The following is a 20,512-nucleotide window of genomic DNA, read 5'->3' on the forward strand; positions in this document are numbered from 1 at the left end:
CTTTGCCGCCATCGGCCATAACTAATCAGCGAGCGGCAATCGCCGTCAATTGATGACCCTATGAGGTAGATCACACTTGACATTTGGTTATGGATTGTGATGCGAATTCAGGCTGGGCGCAACGCGTGCCGCGGCCTGGTCGAGGGTGAGCGCGATCCATTCGGCCAGTGGCACGGAGGCTATTTCGGCCGCCGCCTTCCATTCCTGTTCCCGCTCCGAGGAGATCTGCACGGCGACGGTCACGGTGACCGCAGGCGTATACGCGATGATCTGACGGCTGGCCTGGATCTCGGAACGCAGCCTGCTCAGCGACCATTTACCTTGGTGGGCTCGGGCGAGCCATGCCTCCTGCTCTTCCTCAGGAAAAGCCGCCACCTGCGCATGATGTTGCACGCTCAGTGTGTCCCGTCGACGGGACACAGGCACGTTTCGAGCAATCCATGCGTAGTTTCGGAGCGTCTTGTAGGAGAGAGAGCTCTTGGCCATGGCCTGGCGATAGCGTCCGGGGAAGGAATCCTGGCCGTACACCAGCCAATCTCCGAGCCACCACGCCGCGCAGTTGCCTATCACGTAGAGCTGGTCACCGATCCGTTCCCAGGAGTCGAGTGAGAGGTCTCGTGGGAGTGTCAGGCCGACTTTCCTGGCCCTGACGGACGTGTCGAGCCCAAAGCGCCCCTCTAAAGAATTTCGGTGGGGGTGGATCCGATAGGAGAGAGGGTCGATATCCAGCATCGTTCTCCAGTGCGCGACTACGGACGTGAGAGCGTCGAAGTCATCACAATAGGGACCGCGCCTATATTTCTACTACATTGGGCTTTTCCAACCTGAGTGGGGGCTCTCCATAGAGCATAAGCTGAGGATGTCCTGCCTCATGGCTCTCCTTCTCGGACGGACCCTCGCTACGCATCTCACCGGGATACTCCCGAACGTCGACGTGAGCACGCAACCACGCCGTGTCACCTCAGACATTCAACCGCTGTAGACACCGTCCTTGTCGACGGCGTCGGCATAGTCGGCGAAGCTCACGCTACCGACACCGATCGAGGGGTTGGCCTCGATCATGTGGAGCGCGGCCACATGCACCGCATCTGGCGTCCGCGTTCTTCCCCCGCGTTGACGAGCAGTAGCGATATCTCGGGCGAGTGGACGGCGATCTTGTCCGCAATATGAAGAACGTGTGATCGTATTCCTCTGGCAGCAGTGCGAGGATCTCCTTGACTGTGACGCCTTCGTAGGCCGGATCGTCGAGATATTGCACAGGCACGACGAACACTTCTTCACAGTCTTCTAGGGTTCCTTCGGCGTGTGCCTCCATCGGTCCGATCGCCGCCCAGGCCTGCGGGGCGGAGCAGTCCGTTGCGGATCACCAGCAGTTCGTAGCTCGAAGACAGAATGTCGGGCCTGATCGCATTCTGTTGGGATTCCGGCCAGCGAGTGCTTTCATCCCGCTTCGCGAGTCTGGAGCACGAGGATGGCTTCTTAGCCAGGTGACCTGCGAGTAGGGGGCAGCAGCGGAGTTTGCGCAGGATGCGCCACGATTTCAATACGGCATTGGCTCGTTCTCCTGGGCCGCGGAGCTCGGCATGGAGGGAGTTGGCGCACTTCTGCGAGGGTGGCTTACCTCGACCCTTGTTCGGCACCAGCACGCACTGACCTGCGCCGACATTGCGACTGCCGAAAATTACGTCCGTGCAGCTCAAGCGGCATGTGAGTATTCGTGGAGGATTCCGCCGAGCCGGTCGTGTCGGTGGATGTTTAGGTCGATGATGCGCGCCGGTTCGGGGATCGGATCCGGGACGGCGCGAAGTGGAGCCGCCTGGCCAAGGGCTTGATGAGCGCGATGCTCGTTGTAGAACGTCTCGTACTCGGCCAGGGCGTGGCGTAGATGGTGTTCGTTCCAGAGCAGGCAGCGGTCCAGGAGTTCGCGGCGGCAGGTCTGCACCCACCGTTCCATGATGGAATTCATGCGAGGCATCCGGATGCCGGTGAGCACCGTGTGAATCCCGGCTTCGGCGAGAATCTCGTCCATCAGTGCGGGAAACTTGCCGTCCCGGTCGCGGAGCAGAAGGCGCGCCCTGCAGCACGCATCCTCCAAGTCCATGACGAGATTTCTTATCGCTTGGGTGACCCAGGCCGCGGTCGGATGGGCGGTGGCGCCAAGCACGCGGACGCGCCTGGTGGCGTGCTCGATGACGGCCAGGATGTAGTGGCGCTGCCCGTTCAGGGTGACGGTCTCGATGAAGTCGCAAGCCAGGAGTGCGTCGGCTTGTGATCGTAGGAAGTCGGCCCAGGTGATGGATGCCCGCTCGGGTGCTGGATCGATGCCTTCTCGCTGGAGGATCTCCCAGACCGTGGATGGCGCGACCTTGAGGCCGAGCGTGGCGAGCTCGCCGTGCACCCGCCGATATCCCCAAGCTGGGTTCTCCCGGACCAGACGCAGGACGAGGGCGCGGATCGAGCGGACCGTGGGCGGGCGCCCACAGCGCTTCGGCCGGCAGGTACGGGCGTGCCGCTGTTTCACGATCTCGCGGTGCCAGCGCAGGATGGTGTCCGGGCGGACGACAAGCCGCAGCTGACGCAGGACCGCGCGGGGCAGGGAGGTCAGGAGTGCAGCCAGGAAGAGGCGGTCTTCGTGGGCGAATCTCACCCGTACATCGGCGCCGAGCTGCCGTTCCAAGACCATGATCTGATGACGCAGTGCGAAAATCTCGACATCCTTGTCCCGATCACTCATCGGCAATAGCCGCAATGCGGCGAAGGCGTTCGTGACGGTCAGATAGGCCAGACGAAGAAGCACGAACGATCATCATGCCGCACCGGTTCTCCTCCACGGACGAATGGAGAGCGCCTGCACGCACCGGGCTTCGCAAGGCCTTGACCTGGCCGGACGGGATTATCGGCAGGCGCACAGCCAGAACCGTCAGCGTGAGGCCGAGGCTCGCCGCATCATCGGTGTTGCCGACGGGCTACGCGAATCCGATCCTCAGACGGCGATGCGGCTCAGTCTAGCCGCTTGGCGCCTGGCCGACCTACTCCCGGGAGATGCCTTGCTCGTCTCCCTCCATGGCCTGGCAGTCATGGAGGGAGACGAGACGACGTACTGTCAGCTCTCGTCGTTGTTGATCTCGTCCAGGACGCGGGTCGCGTCGCTGTAACGACCCGTGCTGCCCTCCACGGGCAGCGCCAGCGTGCCGATGCCGAACAGGGCGGCCTCACGGACGTTGCGGAGGTTGTGCCGGTCGGCCGTCTGCGAGCTGATCGCGGTCGAGGCGTTGACCTTCCTCGTGGCCAGGTTGAAGTACGTTCCGAGTAGCTGGATCCGCAGGATCCTCACGTGCGGGGCCCCGGGCCCGAACACGGCCGTGACCTCGGGCGCCGACAGTGCGCCGTCGCCGCCGGTGTCGAAGCGCTGGTCGGACGCCTGGATCCGGGCCAGGACCTCGCCGGTCCACTCCTGCTCGTGTGTCTTCCAGTACCCCTGGCTGCGCGGGTTCCCCGTGGCCGGCTCCTCGGTGATCTCGGTGGTGGCCGACGCCTTCACCGGCTCGTAGGTGCAGCCGTTGTCGTTGGTGAAGGTCAGGGTCGCCGCGTTGGTGATCTCGATGCCCGGCAGGAAGAGCAGGCTTGGCCGGGCGGTGTACTCGATCGTCTTCTCGCCCGACCCGCCCGCCGCGGCGCCGATCTGCCAGGTGAGCGTGGTCGTGCCGTCGGCGTTCCGCACCACTGTCGTGGGCTGCGGGCCCGCTCCGGTGTCCAGGGCCTTGCTGTAGTAGACATCCTTCGGGAGTACGTCGGTGACGACGACCCCGGAGGCGTCCCCGCTGCCGGTGTTCTCGTAGGAGATCCGGTAGGTGATCGCCGCACCCGCGTTCACCGTGGCCGTGGCGGTCTTCCCGGCGGTCAACCGAGGCGCGTGGACGGTGGTGGACAGCGAGTCCCCGCCGCTCACCGGGTTGCCCAGCATGTCCTCGCCCTTGGCCGACGCCTCGCGGGTCAGCACGGTCCCGTCGGCGGTGTCGCATGGCACCTCAACGGTCGCGGTCCGGGTGTGCGATTCGCCGAGGACGAGCGTTTCCAGGTTCTCGGTACCCAGCCGGGTCTGCAGGGACGGGCCGCGGCCGGGGTTGGCGAGCGTGGTGGTGTAGGTCAGCGTGTCGCCGGGGGTGGCGTCGGCCGGTCCGGTGAGATCCACCTTGAGCTCGGGCTTGACGAGGGTGGCCAGGTTGACGCGGGCGGATTGGATGATGTCCCAGTCCGGCTCGTTCTCGGTGGGGGTGCCGGCGGTGCGGAAGTTCTCCCTGGTGCGGAAGCCGTAGTTGAGCCGGTTCCAGTCCTCGAAGCCGTCCAGGCGGCTCAGGCGGGGCGGCTCGCCGGGGTCCCAGTCGCCGTCGTTGTTGAGGTCGTTGGTGGTGTCGTTGTTGATGTTGGCGGTGACGTTCGCGGTCGCCGGTGGCGGACAGGTCACGCCGGAGATACCGCCGCCGTCCCAGTTGTTGTTGCCCAGGGTGGGAATGCCGGTGCCCTGGCACTCGTCCAGACCGGGGGGAAGCACCTCGTTCAGCGGGCCGGCCACGATGCGGGAGTAGTCGCAGCCGCCGGGCAGACCGGCTCCGGGCACTGCGGTGACGCCGCAGTACTGCATGGTGTAGTTCATGACGCTCAGGTAGTTGGGCTTGTTGTTGTCGTCGTCCTGACCGCCGTGGTGAAGCCCCAGGGTGTGACCGAACTCGTGCATGAGCGTACCGGCCTGCTGGTTCTGGTTGCCGATCGACAGCCCGTTGGCGTTGACGCCCCAGCACTGGTTGCCCGTGGTGCCCCTGGTGCCGCCGAGCGTGACCATGAAGTTGACTCCGGGGATCCCCTTGGCCTGGCCGGTGGTGCAGTCGTTGGTCGCGCGGCGGAAGTTGGTCTGGTGGCCGAACAACGCGTAGCGGAAGACGAAGTCGCGGGTGGCGTTCATGTTCTTCAGCGTGAAGAAGTTCGTCCCGGCGTTACCGGGGGCGCCGTCCCAGTCGATGATCTGGTTGCCCGCCTCGTTGATCTGGTTGCCGCCTCCGCCGTAGTTGCCGAAGGTGCCTACGGCGCCGCCTCCCGCTCTGGGCACGTTCGTGGCCACGCCGGCGGCCTGGCCGTAGAAGTTGCCCATGTCGACATGGAGCTGGATGCCGGAGGAGCCGTCGGCGTTCGTCACCGGGGCGTCGGCGAAGGACTGCACGACCGCTGTGACCGCGCCCTGCACCGGGCAGTGGTTGTGGTTGGCGCCGAACAGGCAGTCGATCTCCAGGTAGAGGTCCTTGCGCCGGAAGTTGGCGCCCATCGCGGGCAGGTCGACGTCGATGGTGGTGTCGCCGTCGGCGTTGTAGCCCCAGCGCTCCCACCCGTCGAGCAGGTAGTCGCCGTCGGTGTCGCCGTTGCTGGAGTCGATGCTGACGTCGAAGCACACCTTGACGCGGGGCTCGTCGTCATCGTCACCGTCGCCGACCGAACAGGACTGTGGCCAGCTGACCTTGTCCTCCTGGCCGGTGTGGTCGATCCACTTGCCGGTGAGATGGTCGACCCGGAAGTCGAGGTTGTTGTCGCCGTTACGCGGGCTGATGTCGCCCAGATCGTCACCCGAGGTGCTGTCGTGGTCCCAGATTTGGATGCCGACCGGGATGTTCAGCACCGTGTCCGGCACCTGCGCGCTGAGCGCCCAGAACGGGGTGACGAGCGACTTGTCCTCCTCGTGCGCCGTCGAGGGATCGTCGTCGCTGCTTCCCGGCGGCTGTTTCTGGCCGTTGATCCACACCTTGGCGTAGAGGTCGGCCGGGCCTTCCCCCGCGGCCTCCAGCCCCTCGTTCCTGCAGTCGTCGATGCACTCGACGTGGGTGATGGTGACGGTGACGGTGCGCGTGGCGACGGCCCGGGCCGAGGTGGCCGAGACAAGGCTCACCGCCAGCAGGCTGAGGATCCCGACGATGGCTCCTAAGAGTCTGCCGTTCATGTCGCTCCCCTTTTGTTGACAGGGGAACACCGTCACACCAACCAGCTGTGAGCGCCTGAGTACACCCTGCTCATTTTCTGGCGAAAAACGAACGGTCAGTCGCCAGGGACGCCGCGACCCGCACGGACCTCCCGCCCGTCCCAGGGAGGGCGGCATCCCAACTACGTCAAGTAGCTCAGATGACTACCCTGCGATCCTTACCTTCACGAAGGAATCCACATTTCCGCCTTACGTCCCATCGGGTGCGTCACCGCAGGTCAGGTCGCCGACGGTGACGCACCGACGCGGGCCGGTGATAGCCCCGGGGATCTTGAGATGGTCAGCGGGCTGCCCGCGCGTCGGCGCGGCTGACCACCTCCAACCGCCTACCATGAGCGGCCATGCCCAGTGAGCCTTCCGTCTCCGCTCCGCAAGGCGCGAGCGCCGCCCATGTCCGAGGGATGCTCGCTGACCTCGAACAGGAGATCCTCCGCCTCCCCTCAGACGACCCCGACCGGTCCGGCTTGGATGTCGACTTCCACCGCGTGATGGGCCTCCTGCTGCAGACCAAGCACGCCACCTGCGTGAGCGCGGTCGACTGTGGCGAGGGTGGTGCGGACCAGAGCGGCCAGGGTGAGCACGGCGGACGGTTGTGCCCAGTGTGCACGAGGGCGATCCAGCGAGCGCGCACGGGCCGACGATCTCCGGCGCGCCCAGGCCGCCGACCAGACGACGGGCTAGACAGCCCTGCCCAGTGCGGCCGCCGTACGGCGGCCGCGACCAACCGCGCGACGGCCAGCGTCGGCGCCGGGCTCAGCGGCCTTCCTGCTCGCGGGCACGCCGGGCCACCAGCTCGACCAACCGGGCACGTTCAGCGGCGATCACGGCCGGATTCTCCTGCGGGCCTTGCGCGCGCGCCAGGGGGACGGTGCGGGCGGCCGGGTGACTCTGGGGCGCGTCGGCCGGTGCGCTCGAACGTCGTCCGGGCCAGCCACCGGCGGTCCATCACCTGCGTCGGCGCGCTACTCCGATCCCCGGCGGCACCCGCCGGGACTCCGCAGGGAGCCGGATCTACCGGGAAATCCAGATGTTGCAGTGGGCGCACCAGTCGCGGGTGGTGGCGAGGTCCGGGAACAGGCGGTACGGGCCCCAGATCTCGTGCGGCCAGCGGCGGGCGTGCTCGGCGGTGTGCTCGTCCGGGGTCTGGACCTCGGCGGCGGCCTTGAGGTGGGCGTCCTTGGCGCGGTAGTCGGCGGCGCGCTCGCGCTCCTCGGCCGCGTTCTTGCGGGCATCGCGCACCGGGCGGCCGCCGATGCCGCCGTCGGTGGCGGCCCGCTCCCACAGCAGCGCCCGGCGCTCGGCGATCTCGGCCATCAGGTGCGGCGGCGGCCCCATGAACTCATCGTGGACGGCGGCGGAGCGGTTCATGAGCGGGCCCACCAGCTCCATAAGCGGGTCCATCCTGCTCATGCCGCCCGACACCGGCCGGGCGCTGATGCTGCCGGAAGGCTCGCGGCCCTCGGCGGCCGCGTGCGCCAGTGCCCACCTGTCCAGGTCGGCGGCGGTCTGTTCCGGGCGTTTGGTGCCGGCGGGCATCCGGTTGACCAGGTGGGCCTCCAGGCCGCCGGTGACGCCGTAGATCTCCTCGACCACCTCGGGCTGGTTGTTCAACGCACTGCCTTCGCCGCGCCGGTCACCGCGCCTAGCTAGCAGGTCGAGCTCGAACCAGCGTTCCAGCGCCTGCATCCGGCTCTCGTCGAGCGCCGCTACGTACTCGGCTCGTAGCGACCGTGACGGCACATCGGCCAGCGCTGTGCCCCGCCACAGGTTCAGCGCCTCACGCACCCAACGAGCTTCCGCAGCGACTTCAGTCGTGGCCTTGGCCCGGTGGATGAGGGTGCGGAAACGGCCGACATCCACATGGTCGTCGGCGGCCCGGACGAGGTATCCGTCGGTATGCGGTATGGATCAGCTTCTCGTCGTCCGTGTCGTCGCGCAGTACGACCCGTAGCCGGGCAACGAGAGTGTGCAGCGATTCTCGTGCCTTTCTAGGCGGGTCGTCGTCCCACACGTGGTGAATTATGGCCTCAGCCGAAACAGGCTGGTTCAAGCTCAGCAGGAGGCTGGCCAGAACGATGCGTTGCTTGGCGCCGGGAACCGCGACGCGGCGGCCTCGCCGGGTCACCTCCAGTGCGCCGAGCAGGCCAAAGGAGGTAGCGGCTGGAGTTGTGTTCATTCAGTGGCTCACCTCATGCCGGGGCGTCGAGCTCCGGGTCATCTCAAGATCGGTCATGGTGTCAGCAGCACCACGCTCAACCGCCCGTGTTGGCGCACCCCTGGGTGTGGTTCACTCGGCGTTCTGATCACACAGCGCCTATCAAAGTGTGGATCCTCTTGCCTAGGAGGCACAGGTTCCGCCGTCGAGGACGCTCGTTCCGCCCCTCGATGTACCGTTCCTTGCAGGACGCGCAAGCGATCCCTCCTGGTGCGATAGGAGTAGGCGATAGCCCCTTCCTTGATCGAAAATCTAGAGGTCCACCCCGGCGCGGTTCGGTAGAGCTCTTGTTCACATAGAGGCGCGCTTTGTTGCAATTACAGTCGGCAGACGAAGGGGGTGGCAGCAGCCGCGGCCGTAGGCCGTATCCCGCTGCGGTGGCGGTTGCGGCGCATACTGCTGCGAAACGTGTCTCAAGAACCCCCTCCTGATACACACGGCAAAGTAGAAGAAGCATGTTTCGTCCTGACTTCATCGGCATCGCAAACCGCCTTCGTCCGCTGCTGTAGGTGATGGCGTCAAGGCTCTCCCCCAGCAGTGATCGGCCGATACCAGGCTGTGGCGGGAAACGTGAACGCGGCTCCTGGACGCTCGAACGAAACGATCGGCCAAGGTATCCGCGCGGGGATGACCGATATCGCTGCCTGGCGCACTCAGTGAACCTTTTTCATCCTCGGGCGGCATGGTGATTCTGTAGAACTGCAATGGCTTTGCACAGGTGGCCGGCTTTGCTGGGGCTGCACCGGAGCTTGCGGAGGATACGCCAGCTCTTGAGCTGGGCATTCGCGCGCTCTCCCGGACCACGAAGACGGGCATGTGACCGATTGGCCTGCCTCTGCGACTCGGGCTTGTTCCTGCCCTTGTACGGGGTCATGACGGGGCCTTCAGCTCCCTGGTAGCCCCTGTCCGCCAGGACGATGACCCCGGCCCGCTCCAACTCCCGCAGGATGCCCCAGATCCGGGCCGCGCTCAGGTCGTGCGCCTTGCCCGGCAGCGCGCCCGAGGTCCACAGGATCGTCCCGTCCGGTGAGGCGATGACCTGGACGTTCATCCCGTGCACGCGGTGCTTGCCGGAGAAGTACGGCCGGTCGGCCTTGATCCGATCGGTCCGGATGAGCGTGCCGTCCAGCACCAGATAGTGCAGCCCATCCCGTTTGGCCTTCCGCAACGCCTGCCCGAGCTTGGGCGAGCGCGCCGACAGCAGCATCACCGTCTCCTCCACATATCGCCACGCCGTCGCCGTCGATACTCCGAAACCGGCTCCGAGCTCGTCGAATGTCTCGCCCTTGCGCAGGTAGACCAGCACCAGCAACGCCTGCTGTCCCGGGCTGAGCAATCGCCAGGCCGATCCGATCGCCTGGCGGTGCCGGCGGATCAGCCCGGCCACGTAGTTCAGCGTTGAACGCGACAAATCGACCGCAGCACGGTAGAACAGCACCCAGAGCTCCTGGCGGTAACGGTGATGGTTGTGGTGATCAACCCGTCTACCAGGGGCTCTACTACGTCATCAGGTGAATGTCGGTCCCGCGATGATGCTGTGATCAGCACCTCTGCCGCCAGGGATGAAAAAGGGCTCAGTGGCGTCGAGTCCGCGAACCGCACGCGCGCACCCTCGGCGACCGCATGGCCAGCCGCCTCAACACCAACCTGATCGGCCGTCGATACCTGTCGACACTTGGAGAATTTTCGAAAGGATGGCGCTTTCGCTCGCTGCCTCGGTACCGTCTCCGCGGCTGGATAAGGCCGAAACAATTCAGATCAACAAGGAGGCGCAATGCGTTGGTTGCCTCATACGATCGCCGCCGCAGCCGTGGTGCTACTGCCCGTCGTGAGCTCCTCCGCTACGGCGGCTGCTTCCACCGTGTCGCCGTGGGACTGCCCCAGCGATGCCGTCGGCTGCATTTTCGACCGGCCGGGCGGCTGGGGGGACCGGTATGTCATCCGGTACAGGTGGAACCATGACCTGCCGCGGGGGTGGTGGGACAAGGCCGAATCGGTGCGCATAAATGCAGGAAAGGTGGCCCTGTTCAACTACACCGCCTCCGGTCTCGAATACGTCCTTCCCTGGAGGGGCCGCGGCAACTGGGAGATCCAGCGCGCTATGCACAACCAGGCCGACCGGGTGCATGTGGACAACGGCTGTTCTGAGGGGTGTCGCGCGGGGTAGGCGAGGGAGCTGCCGGTGGCAGGTGGCGTCCTTTCACCAATTTCTCGCCACCGGAGCTCCGTTGCTGCTTCGCACTGCCATCGCCAATCCGGGTTCGCCGGCCTTGTGTGCACTGACCTGCTGCAACGATTCGCGCGAGTGTCCGACGGTCGCCAGGATCAGGCCGGGTTCACCCGGTCGCGGTTCGACCCATTACTAGCTTCTTGCTGGGGTGTTAAAGAAGCGCACTGGAGGCTGCGCGATCGCGCACTCATGAACTTCTTCTATTCCAGCGGCAGACCCCTCGGTTCGCACACGAGCGAACGACCTGGAGCCGCTCTGAAGTCGTAGCGAGGGAGGCGTGCTCTAACCTTCAGAAAATCAAGCCATCGATGACCAGAAAACACCCGAGAGAATCTACACAAACCGATGGGACTATGGTGATCAAAAAGCGCATTCTCCGAACCGTATACGCTCTCGCCGTGTGCCTGACCCTGGTGGTAGTGGCACAACCCGCCTCTGCAGAAGTCACACAACTGGGCCACGTGTGGAAGAAGTGCGGGCCCGTACCAGCAGGCGTCACATTGTGCGAGCTGGGCGTCCCGAGATTCCCCGGCGGCACGCTCGCCTTCGACGTCGACGTCATCCCTCCGCGGGGCGCTCCAACCGATCTGAGCTATCTGGTGAGAGTCGTCTCAAAAGGCCAGTATCCCGCGTGCCAGAATATCATCAGAGGCGACGCGCCCGCTCGCTCCTACCTCTGCCATCGCGTCAACGCCGGTCACGCCCAACTCTTCGTCAGCAAGCAGACCTATGAGACGGCCACCCTCGGCATTCGATGGGGCTAAGGCCGTGTTTCCAAAGGTTCTGACGTAGGCGCGTGGTAGGACCGATAGACAACGAGGTCTCCGGTAGTTGGTTCCATGACCATGTAGAGCCAAGTACCGGAGACCTCGCGGCTGGCGTAGCGGTCACGAGGCGGCACGATCTCACCGACGAGCAAAGGGCGGCGCTGGAGCCGCTGCTGCAGTGTGCCGGGATCAGCGCCCGCACCTGCCCGGCGCTCGCGGCGTTGTCGGCCACCACCAGCACACCCCGCTCCTGCCGGGCCAGGTTGGCCGGCACCGACCGATACACCGCCAGCACCTCATCGGCTGTGGCCGGCAACTCCTCCGGGCGCAACCCCATCGCGCGCAGCACCTGACCCGCCACCGCGAACGCCTCCACCGGCTCACTCGCTCCGGGCGTGTAGCCGTGCAGATCGCAGAAGAACACCCCACCCGCAAACCAGCCCGCCGCCAGCGCCTGATGGGCGGCCACCAACGCCAGCGCGGTCTTGCCCATCCCGGCCATCCCCGCCACTGCATGCACCAGCACCGCCGTGCTCCCGGCGCCTACCGCTTCCGGACGCTCGGTAGCTGCCCCAGCGGCCGGATCGGCCCCGGGCCGGCCGGGGTCGAGCGCGGTGTTCAGCGCGGCCAGGATCTCGCCGCGGCCGGTGAAGTCCGGCGGCGCCGCCGGCAGCCCCGCCAACGCCTTGACCGGAGAAGAAGCCGGGTGCAGGTGAACATCGCCGGTGATGACGACGCCGGGGTTGTCTCCGTCGACGACGGCCGAGCGCTCTCCCATCGCCGTTGGCCCACGCGATGGTGCGCTCGGTACGGCAGCGGCCGAGGCCGGTTCGGCGCCGCCCACGGAAGGAGAGGTGGTCATCTCTTCACAATGACCGGACCCGAAGAGATGTGCCCTGCTCTATGGCGAATCCGTAACCGACGGTAGATCACCGCGCAGCGTCACCGCGCGATCTGATCACACGCGACCGCACTGCTTTAAGTGTGATCTTTCGTGTGGAACGGTCACGTCTTGCCTGGCCTTCTCATGGCCCCACCTCGACGGCCTGGTAGATCCGGACGCTGGCCGGCCTGTGGCCGGTCTGGGTGGATCTGCCGAACGCCACGCATCGCCCGCCCAAGCCGCCACCCGGTTCCAAGCATCCGCGCCAGGGGCCGACCTGACAGCACATCGTCGTGCCCGACGATGTGGCCTCGGCGCCCGACCTACCAGCCCGACTATGTGCCCGCCGCCAACCCTGGCCGAGCGCCTGGCGGCGATGATCACTAAGAAGACGGTGCGCCGCCGACCCCTATGACGGCCCTCGCGCGCGGATTAGTAAGCGACTCAGTTCCGATGCGTGGGCAGTTCTGGGCGGTCGTTGGTCCAGCCAATCGCCTGGAACGAGGTGAAGAGACGCAGCTCTGCCTGCCGCCCGTTGGCGAGCTTGGTGGTGTTCGTCCTCACCTCGGCAAGAAGCAGGCCGGTGCTGGGATCGACCATGAGCTGAACGTGGGTGAACAGGCCCGGCTCTATTTCCTCCTGATAGCTGAGCGCCTGCCCGCGCCGGCCCAGCGGATCGGTCGTCTCCCCCTCGGCCCGTATGCCGGGCAGAGACGCAAGGATCCGGTACGCGGATGCCCGAACCTTGGGCGAGGCTGGCAGGCCACTGATGATGCCCACGCAGTCTCGCAGAAGGATGTGCGCCCTCGCCTCCTTCACGTCCATCCCGGATCCGGACAGCTCCAGGCGGCCGATGCGCTCTTCCAGGTAGCTCCGGAGCTTGTCGGGCTCGCTCGGGATCGCGCGCACTTGCTTCCAGGTCATCGACTCCCCTGCCAGGTCACCGGCCGTGCCCTTCCATGTGCCGTAAAGCCGTTCGGCGGTTCGCTCACCTGCCGCCGCCTCCAGCGGCTTGGACGGGACGGAGAACAGGTTCTCCGTCTTCATGTTCTTGGGGTATCGCCAGCTGGTGGGCGCCCCCGCGGCCCGCCAGGCCGCCTCGTCTTGCGGGGTCGCGGGCTTGAGCCCGGGATCCTGCCAGATGCGCCAGTACTGCAGATCCGGCCGCTTGGCCAGCCACGTCTCAAGGGATCGGGTTCTCTCGATCACGTAGCTGCGGGTGGGGTCGGTCAACATCGACTGGGTGACGGTCGCGGTGCGCCAGTAGTCGCCGCTCGCAGGGGCCTTCTCCACGGCAACGGCGGCAGCAAGCAGGATCTGCTGGGCGGTCGGTTCGGCCGTCGCGGACACCGACGTGCTGGGCTGAGGCGCGACGGAGATCGTGCTGTCAGACAGCATCGCAGGGGCGATGACCGCTACCGCGGCGGCAGCCGCGGCCAGGCCGAGCAGAGCGCGGCCAGGAGAGGGCATGAGCCGCCGCCGGGAGGGTAGGAGCCGCCGCCGGGCCGGAACTCGGCTCCAGCGAGACGACCTCCGCCAGCAGCGCGTCCGCCCCCGCGGTGGACGCCCGGCCGGCCAGGTCCTCATCCAGCACTCGCGCCCGGTCCTTGAAGATCTGGTCGTTGTTCACCGTGACTCCTTCTCGATGAGCGGCCGTGATGCGAAACGGGCGGCCGATGGGCGGGTCTTCTCCAGGGCCTCGGCGAAGCGCTTGCGAGCCCGATGCAGGCGGATACGGGCGGCGTTGCGGGAACAGTCCAGCACTGTGGCGATCTCGCCGGGGTCGAGCCCCTCCCAGAGGGTCAAGGCCAGCAGTTCTCGATCGCTGTCGGCGAGCATGTCCATGGCTTCGCCCACGCCGTCCTGCTCACTGTGGTCGTAGGGGGCGGCATAAAGGTGTTCGATCTCGTCGGTGAGTTCGGTATGCCGGGTGAGCCTGCGCCGCTCGCTACGGCGGTGGTTAGCAAGAACCCGACGGGCCACGCCGTACAACCAGAGCTTGCCGGCCTCGCCGTCAGGGAGCTCGGTCATCCGCCGCCAGGCGATCACATAGGTCTCGGCCACAACATCGGCGGCGTCCTCAGGTGAGGAACACCGCCGCACGGCATATCCGAGGATCTGCTCATAGGTTCGCCGGTACACCGCCTCAAACCGGGACCGATCGTTTCGTTCACTCACGCGTCATCCTCGTCAGGCCTTTCGAACGCTGCGGGCTTTCAATTCCTACGTGTCCGCGGCCGACGGCAGAATTTCAGGCCAGGCAGAAACGACTGAACCGATCGGAGCGGGCCCGCGAACCGAGGGCGCGCGACACCGGGGTTGAGGAACGCCGGGGCAGAGAATGGCGCTACCCGCTGGTAACAAGATCAGATCAGACAGTACAAGGACTCTGAGCGGTAACCGCCGGTCATGCGCGCAGGTCCGCGCTCCGTGCTCGGTGGGTACCTGAATGCGGCCTCATATCTGGTGCCACAGAGTCCACAGCCGAAACCCATCCCCACGGAGCGGAATCGCGCCCAGCTCATCAGTCGGATACTCGCCGGTAGCGCCATTCTCTGCCCCGGCGTTCCTCAACCCCGGTTCACGCGGCTCATCCCGAACGCGCGACAGTACCGCCCTCGCGTTGAAGCCGGCAGAGTCGCGGCGGGGAAACTAGTCGAAGGGGCTGCCGTCGAAGGTGCCCGACAGAGACGGGCGGGTGGAGAACGCCGTCCAGGTCAGCGTCACCTCGTGAGTGCGCCCGCCGCTCTCGGCGCGGAGCGTGGCGGTGGCGCGGCCGTCCGGGGTGAGCTTGATGGGGCCGCTGACCCACAGATCGCGCACGAATTGGACCTTGTCCAGGGTGATGTCCTGGCCGAAGGCGATCTGGCCGCCGCGCAGTCCCGGCTCGTGCTGCACCGTTGTGTAGAGGTAGCCATTGGGGTTGCGGCGGGCGGTGGCGTCCGCGACGGTGGCGAAGGTGGCCGCGAGGATCCGCCGCTGGGCGGCGCTGAGGTTGTGGACCGGCTGTGGCGGCACGTCCCCGACCGTCTGTGGGAAGGCGCCGATGGCACGGTAGTTTTCGCCGGTGCAGTTCTGGTCACGGACCTGCTTGGTGGTCAGGAAGGTACGCAGTGTGCCCCGTACGCAATCGCCCAACGGCCCCGGACGGAAGGACATCGCATGCCACCCGAACGGGACCCGGACGACAGTGGCGTTCGGGAAGGCCCGCAGCGAACGCTCCACTTCGGCGGGGCTGTTGCTGACGTCGAAGTCTCCCGCCATCACCAGTACGGGCACCTTGGGCAGCGCCTGTCCGGGCGGGCGAGGTGCGCTGTTACGCGGAGTCGGCCAGTTGACGCACCACTCCAGGCCGCTGACGCCGGCGGAGACAAGGTCGGCGATCTGATAGGGCGCCAGCGGGCGTACCCGTTCGAAGTACCGCTCGGCCTGCGCCTCACGCTCGGCCGCCGATGCCAGCCGGTCGAACGGGAAAGCGCCGTCACCGCAGCGATAGGCCAGGTATCCGGCAGGATTCGGGTGGATGCCCGGCGGAGAGGTCTTGGGCCCCAATCGGGCCAGACGACGCAGCGGAGCCGGATCGCCGCGCAGGTAAGCGGCCGCGGCCGCGTTGATCTCTCGGCCGAGCACCGGCTCTTCCGGGATGCTCATCGTGAAGGTCCGATACAGCGTCACCTCCGGGTCGGGCCTTTCCCGCAGCCGGTTCACCAGCCGTGTCCAGGTGCCGGAGGCGCTGCCCGGCAGGGCATCGCACGCCTTCGACTGCCCGCAGAGTCGATCGAGGTAACGGAGCTGGGAGCGGGCCTGCCAGCTCGCATACCCGTCGGGTTCTACGACCACGGTGCTGTCCAGGAACACCGCGTCCAGGCTGTCGGGGTATCGGGCCGCGTATGCCTGGGCATACAGGGTGCCGTAGGAGTTGCCGAAGAAGCTGACCTTGCCCAGGCCGAGCGCCCGCCGTATCGCGTCGAGATCGTGCGAGGCCTGGTCGGCGGTGAAGTAGGCGCCCTGTGATCCCACGCTCTTGGCGCAGGCGGCGACGGTCTCGGGCTTGAAGAAGTCGACCCCCTCACACGGCGGCGGCGAGGACTTCCCGAGGCCGCGCGGATCCATGACCAGGAGGTTCTTCCGCTCGAGCACGGGCCCGAGGGTTTTTTGAAGGTCGGGCACAGTTGGCAGAGCCGCCAGTGGCCCGCCGCGATTGGCCACCACCGTCCCGTCGGCGTCCTTGGCCGGGATCCAGGTGAAGGCCACGGAAAGCCCTTTGGAGGAGGCATTCTCCCAGTCGAGAGGGACGTTGATGGTGCCGTCACAGGGGGTGCTCGCGTTCGCGCACTTATGCAGGCCGGTCGGAAGGGTCCTGGTCAGAGGGGTCGGTGTGCCGGGAAGCAGAGCCGCGGTCAGTACGAGTCCCAGGGCTTTTGCGATCATGCCTCCAAGCTTCGTTTCCCGTTCTCCGGATTTCTTCGGCCTCTTGGAGGGTTCCCTCTGGGAGCCTGCTCCCAGAGGCGTCTGCTACCGTGAGATGATCTCGGTGCAACACCACTGGTGGTGGTAAGGGCGGCTCACGACGATCGAGTGCACGCTCGGCGTCGGCATGGGGTGCCTCGCCCTTCCGTCTTGAGGAGTTGCGTGCCAGGCAGGCGCTGTTCACCCACCTCCCCTCCCTCTGCCGACCGTCTGCCATGAACTCGCCTGCGTTAGATGACCTGGGACTCCACCACGCACGGGTTCCCCTGACTACAGGATGAGGAATCCGCGACCCGCGTGCTTCAGTCCAACGGCGATCAGGACCCGTCCACCTGGCGTCCGCCGCTGGCCTCCTTCCACTGCATCTACGCCAAGAGCTGGATCGATGTGAAATACGACTGGAGCCTGAGCGCGCAGCCGTCCGAGGTCGACGCCTTGCACGACATGCTGGCCACCTGCTAACCGCGAGCGCAATGCCCCAGCCCGGGCTTCGATCACGATCAGACCGAAGCCCGGCACCAGCACCCCAGGCACGCAGCAGCCGGCCCTCGTCCAGCGGAAAGCGCGCGCTTCAGCCGTGCTCGATCGCGTCGCCCCGTGATCCACAACAGCGCGCGCCGGTAGCCCCAGGAGGGGTTCTCCCGGACCAGGCGCAAGACGAGGGCGCGGATGGAGCGAACCGTGGATACGCCCTCGCCGCTTCGTCCGGCAAGTCCGGGCGTGCCGCTGTTTCCCGACCTCAAGGTGCCAGCGCAAGATGGTGTCCGGGCGGACGACAAGCCACAGCCGGCGCAGGACCACGCGGGGAAGCGAGGTCAGGAGCGCCGCCAGGAAGAGGCGGTCTTCAGGGGCGAACCTCACCCCTACATCGGTACCGAGCTGTTGCAGGACCATGATCTGATGACGCAGAGCGAGAATCTCGGCATCCTTGTCACGATCGCTCATCGACAGTAGCCGCAATGCGGCGAACGCGTTCGTGACGCTCAGATAGGCCAGACGAAGAAACACGAACGATCATCATGCCCCACCGGTCCTCCTCCACTAACGAGCGGCAACCGCCCATGCCACCCAGGGCTTCGCAAGGCCACGACCTGGCCGGACGGGATTATCAGCAGGAGCACAGCCGTGGCCGCCTGCATCCACTTCATCCCCCAACCACCCCAACCATGACCCACCCCCGAAGCGGCGACAAACACCGACAACCACGTTTGCCCAGCTCACCGAAATAGCCCAAGCTCACGAAGCCTCGTCCCCACGCCCGTGGGGGTGATCCGTTCCGGATCGGCATCGGCCTGCGTGACGGCGGCCATGGAATGCGGCTCTGGCGCAATTTGTGTGGTGGATGACTCAGCGTGACGGTCAGGCTGGAGGAGTCGATCCCGATCCGGTAACTGGCTGAACATCGCTCCTGCCGCATCATGATGATCTATCTCGAAATGGGATCCGATCATGAGGTTGAGCTGGGGCTAACCGAGCGGTGCGATGTGCTGGCGGAGGTCCGTTGGTTGAGGACGTTCCTGCCGCAGTTGGCGGAGCTGGTTGTGTGGGACGTCATCGATCGCGGCTCGCATGTGCTGATCAGAGCACGGACGATGGGAAAGCCAGCGGGATGCAGTCGCTGCGGGAAGCTGTCATCGCGCGTCCATGGCCGTTACCGGCGGCTGTTGCAGGACCTGCCCGCTGGAGGGCGTCGGGTCCTGATTGATCTGTCGGTGCGACGGTTGATCTGCCAGAATGCGCTGTGCGAGGTGCGGACCTTCGCTGAGTCCGCCGGGGCTTTGGCCGGCCGGTATGAACGCAATACCGGGCCGCTGCGCCGGATGTTGGAGTCGTTTGCGCTCGCCCTGGCGGCCCGTCCTGGCTCACGACTGGCCGAGATCCTCGGTGTGACGGTGTCCCGAGACACTCTGATCAGGCTGGTCCGTGCTCTGTCCGACCCTGAGATCGGGCGGGTCACGGTGCTCGGAGTCGACGACTTCGCCAAACGGCGCGGCAATTCCTACGCAACCTTGCTGATCGACATGGACACGCACCGGCCGATCGAAGTCCTGGATGGCCGCGGCGGCGAAGCACTCGCCCAATGGCTCGAACAGCACCCAGGCGTCGAGGTGATCTGCCGAGACCGCGCCGGCGCCTACGCCGAGGGCGCCCAGATTGGCGCACCCTTGGCGATCGAGGTTGCTGATCGATGGCACCTCTGGAAAAACGTGTGCGATGCGGCCGAGGCCACCATTCGAGCCCACCGCGCTGACCTGCGCGAACCAGAACCCGAGGCAGAATCCGAAATCGCAGAAGACGCAGTTCACATCACCTCCAGCGACTCCGTTCCTGAGACGCGGATCGCCGCCCGGACCCGGGAGCGGCACGCGGCCGTCCACGCCCTGGTGGCTGACGGCCGCAGCGTCGCCGAGATCTGCCGGATCCTCGACCTCAGCCACAAAACCGTCCGCCGGTTCCGCGCCGCAACCACCGCCGACGAACTCGTGCACAAGCGAGGACGACGCCGTCGCCCCTTCCAGGACTTCCTTCCCTACCTGCACCAACGCATCACCGAGGACGGCGTCGCCAACGGTGCACAGCTGTTCGCCGAAATCACCGCTCTTGGCTACGACGGCAGCCGCCGCACCGTCCGCCGTTACCTCGAGCCCTTCCGCTGCGGCGCCCCGCACCGGACCTCGCCCGTCCTCAACCCGACCGTCCGCGAGGTCACCCGCTGGGTTACCAGTCATCCCGACCATCTCACCGACGACGAGAAGGACCGGCTCGCCGCCATCCTGGAGCGCAGCCCACAGCTCACCGCCCTCGACAAACACGTCACTGCATTCGCCCAGATGATGGCCAACCGAACTGGTCGCATCGCGCTCAAACCCTGGCTGGCAGAAGTCGAAGCCGACGACATACCCCGCCTGCACTCCCTCGCCCGCGGCCTCCGCTCCGACCAGACCGCCGTCACCAACGGACTCTCCCTGCCCTACTCATCCGGCCCAGTCGAAGGCAACGTGACGCGCGTGAAGGCACTCAAACGCAGCCGATACGGCCGAGCGAACCTCGACCTTCTCCGCAAGCTCATCCTCCACGCCCATTAGTCACAGGCCGTAACGCCACCACACAGATTGCGCCAGAGCCGAGCTCACAGGCCATTGACAGCCTGCGTACCGCCGTCTCGTCCCCACGCCCGTGGGGTGATCCACGAACATGCGACGGTGGGACCTCACCGGGCTCCTCGTCCCCACGCCCGAAGTGATGATCCTCGCGCCTGACTCGTCCTCACGCCGGTGGGGGTGATCCGCCGGCGGCCTTGGTAGCGGGGCGAGGTGTGGCTTCTCGTCCCCACAACCGTGAGGTGATCCTCCTCAAGTCCGCACGCCCTCCGGTACATGAAACCTCGTCCCCACGCCCGTAGCGTGACCCGTTGCTCACCAGGCTCGTCCGGCTTCGGCCAGCTCACCCACTTGCCGCGGGGTGACCGGTGAGGAATTTCCCACAATGCCAATCGCAAAGGACACGTGGTTGCTCGACGATCGCTCGCGGGTGCACGACACCGGCCGGTGCCCCGCGTCACGACCCGACATTCCACCGACGGCAAAAACCCACACACCGCTAGGAAACGTCATCACGCGAGACTGACCGACACCGATCAAGCAAACTCATAATCCGTGGGTCGTGGGTTCAAGTCCCACCCGCCCTACTCTCCCATACCGCGTTCGACGTGGGGTTTCTCGGAGTTCAGCCCTCTGGAACCTCGATGTTGACCATGATTGGTCGCTCGGTGATTGCTCGTGCGTACGGACCGCGCCACCCGGTAGATCATTTAGGCCGCCAATGTCATCTCAGAGTGCGTTACGTGAGCCTCTTTCCGTGATGTCGTTATGTGATCGTGTGGATTTGTAGCGTTACCGCCAGTCGGTGGGTCCAGGCGTGCTGG

Annotated in this window: 14 protein-coding genes and 2 pseudogenes; 4 read left to right on the top strand and 12 right to left on the bottom strand. The window is 66.1% G+C overall.

The genetic code is table 11. The annotated features are described in order from the left end of the window. Positions 1–87 precede the first annotated feature (87 nt). From ACFWY5_RS40810 to ACFWY5_RS40845, 8 genes and pseudogenes are all read right to left on the bottom strand, one after another. Positions 88–732, bottom strand: coding sequence for an LmbU family transcriptional regulator (locus tag ACFWY5_RS40810; RefSeq protein ID WP_379638019.1), 645 nt, complete (start codon positions 730–732; stop codon positions 88–90). A gap of 295 nt (positions 733–1,027) precedes the next feature. Continuing rightward, positions 1,028–1,345 (bottom strand): annotated as a pseudogene (locus ACFWY5_RS40815) (DUF6924 domain-containing protein); the annotation flags it as partial. A gap of 95 nt (positions 1,346–1,440) precedes the next feature. Then, a pseudogene (locus ACFWY5_RS40820) lies at positions 1,441–1,646 on the bottom strand (IS5/IS1182 family transposase); the annotation flags it as partial. 50 nt (positions 1,647–1,696) lie between these two features. Continuing rightward, entirely contained in the window at positions 1,697–2,797 is a 1,101-nt protein-coding gene (locus tag ACFWY5_RS40825; RefSeq protein WP_379638020.1) for an integrase core domain-containing protein, read from the bottom strand. Between the two features lie 306 nt (positions 2,798–3,103). Beyond that, a complete protein-coding gene (locus ACFWY5_RS40830; protein WP_379638021.1) occupies positions 3,104–5,983 on the bottom strand; it encodes a hypothetical protein in 2,880 nt (959 codons plus the stop codon). A gap of 1,050 nt (positions 5,984–7,033) precedes the next feature. Further along, complete coding sequence (locus ACFWY5_RS40835) at positions 7,034–7,882, bottom strand: BTAD domain-containing putative transcriptional regulator (RefSeq protein WP_379638022.1); 849 nt, start codon at positions 7,880–7,882, stop codon at positions 7,034–7,036. Then, positions 7,830–8,198, bottom strand: coding sequence for a winged helix-turn-helix domain-containing protein (locus tag ACFWY5_RS40840; protein WP_379638023.1), 369 nt, complete (start codon positions 8,196–8,198; stop codon positions 7,830–7,832). The genes ACFWY5_RS40835 and ACFWY5_RS40840 overlap by 53 nt, the downstream gene beginning before the upstream one ends. Positions 8,199–8,904: 706 nt before the next feature. Continuing rightward, entirely contained in the window at positions 8,905–9,675 is a 771-nt protein-coding gene (locus ACFWY5_RS40845; protein ID WP_379638024.1) for a transposase family protein, read from the bottom strand. A 336-nt stretch (positions 9,676–10,011) separates the two neighbouring features. On the opposite strand from ACFWY5_RS40845, the gene ACFWY5_RS40850 reads away from it, so the two are divergent. Next, a complete protein-coding gene (locus ACFWY5_RS40850; protein ID WP_379638025.1) occupies positions 10,012–10,404 on the top strand; it encodes a hypothetical protein in 393 nt (130 codons plus the stop codon). Positions 10,405–11,181: 777 nt separating this feature from the next. Here ACFWY5_RS40850 and ACFWY5_RS40855 read toward each other — a convergent pair. The 4 genes from ACFWY5_RS40855 to ACFWY5_RS40870 all read right to left on the bottom strand — a co-directional run bounded on the left by ACFWY5_RS40855 (position 11,182) and on the right by ACFWY5_RS40870 (position 16,548). Beyond that, complete coding sequence (locus ACFWY5_RS40855; RefSeq protein ID WP_379638026.1) at positions 11,182–12,096, bottom strand: hypothetical protein; 915 nt, start codon at positions 12,094–12,096, stop codon at positions 11,182–11,184. 465 nt (positions 12,097–12,561) lie between these two features. Then, positions 12,562–13,704 carry a CU044_5270 family protein gene (locus ACFWY5_RS40860; protein WP_379638027.1) on the bottom strand — a complete coding sequence of 381 codons (1,143 nt, stop codon included), beginning with the start codon at positions 13,702–13,704 and terminating at the stop codon, positions 12,562–12,564. Between the two features lie 39 nt (positions 13,705–13,743). Further along, positions 13,744–14,295, bottom strand: a complete 552-nt coding sequence (locus ACFWY5_RS40865) for an RNA polymerase sigma factor (protein ID WP_379638028.1) — start codon at positions 14,293–14,295, stop codon at positions 13,744–13,746. A gap of 474 nt (positions 14,296–14,769) precedes the next feature. Continuing rightward, the gene (locus tag ACFWY5_RS40870) at positions 14,770–16,548 is read right to left on the bottom strand and encodes an alpha/beta fold hydrolase (protein WP_379638029.1); all 1,779 of its coding nucleotides are present in this window, start codon (positions 16,546–16,548) and stop codon (positions 14,770–14,772) included. Positions 16,549–16,884: 336 nt separating this feature from the next. Between ACFWY5_RS40870 and ACFWY5_RS40875 the strand changes: the two genes are divergently transcribed. From ACFWY5_RS40875 to ACFWY5_RS40885, 3 genes are all read left to right on the top strand, one after another. Then, entirely contained in the window at positions 16,885–17,049 is a 165-nt protein-coding gene (locus tag ACFWY5_RS40875; RefSeq protein WP_379638030.1) for a hypothetical protein, read from the top strand. 219 nt (positions 17,050–17,268) lie between these two features. Beyond that, a complete protein-coding gene (locus ACFWY5_RS40880) occupies positions 17,269–17,541 on the top strand; it encodes a hypothetical protein (protein WP_379638031.1) in 273 nt (90 codons plus the stop codon). 464 nt (positions 17,542–18,005) lie between these two features. Beyond that, a complete protein-coding gene (locus ACFWY5_RS40885) occupies positions 18,006–19,673 on the top strand; it encodes an ISL3 family transposase (protein ID WP_379638032.1) in 1,668 nt (555 codons plus the stop codon). The last annotated feature ends 839 nt before the right edge of the window (positions 19,674–20,512 follow it).

Origin of the sequence: Nonomuraea sp. NPDC059007, from assembly GCF_042740555.1 — a bacterium.
Lineage (GTDB): Bacteria > Actinomycetota > Actinomycetes > Streptosporangiales > Streptosporangiaceae > Nonomuraea.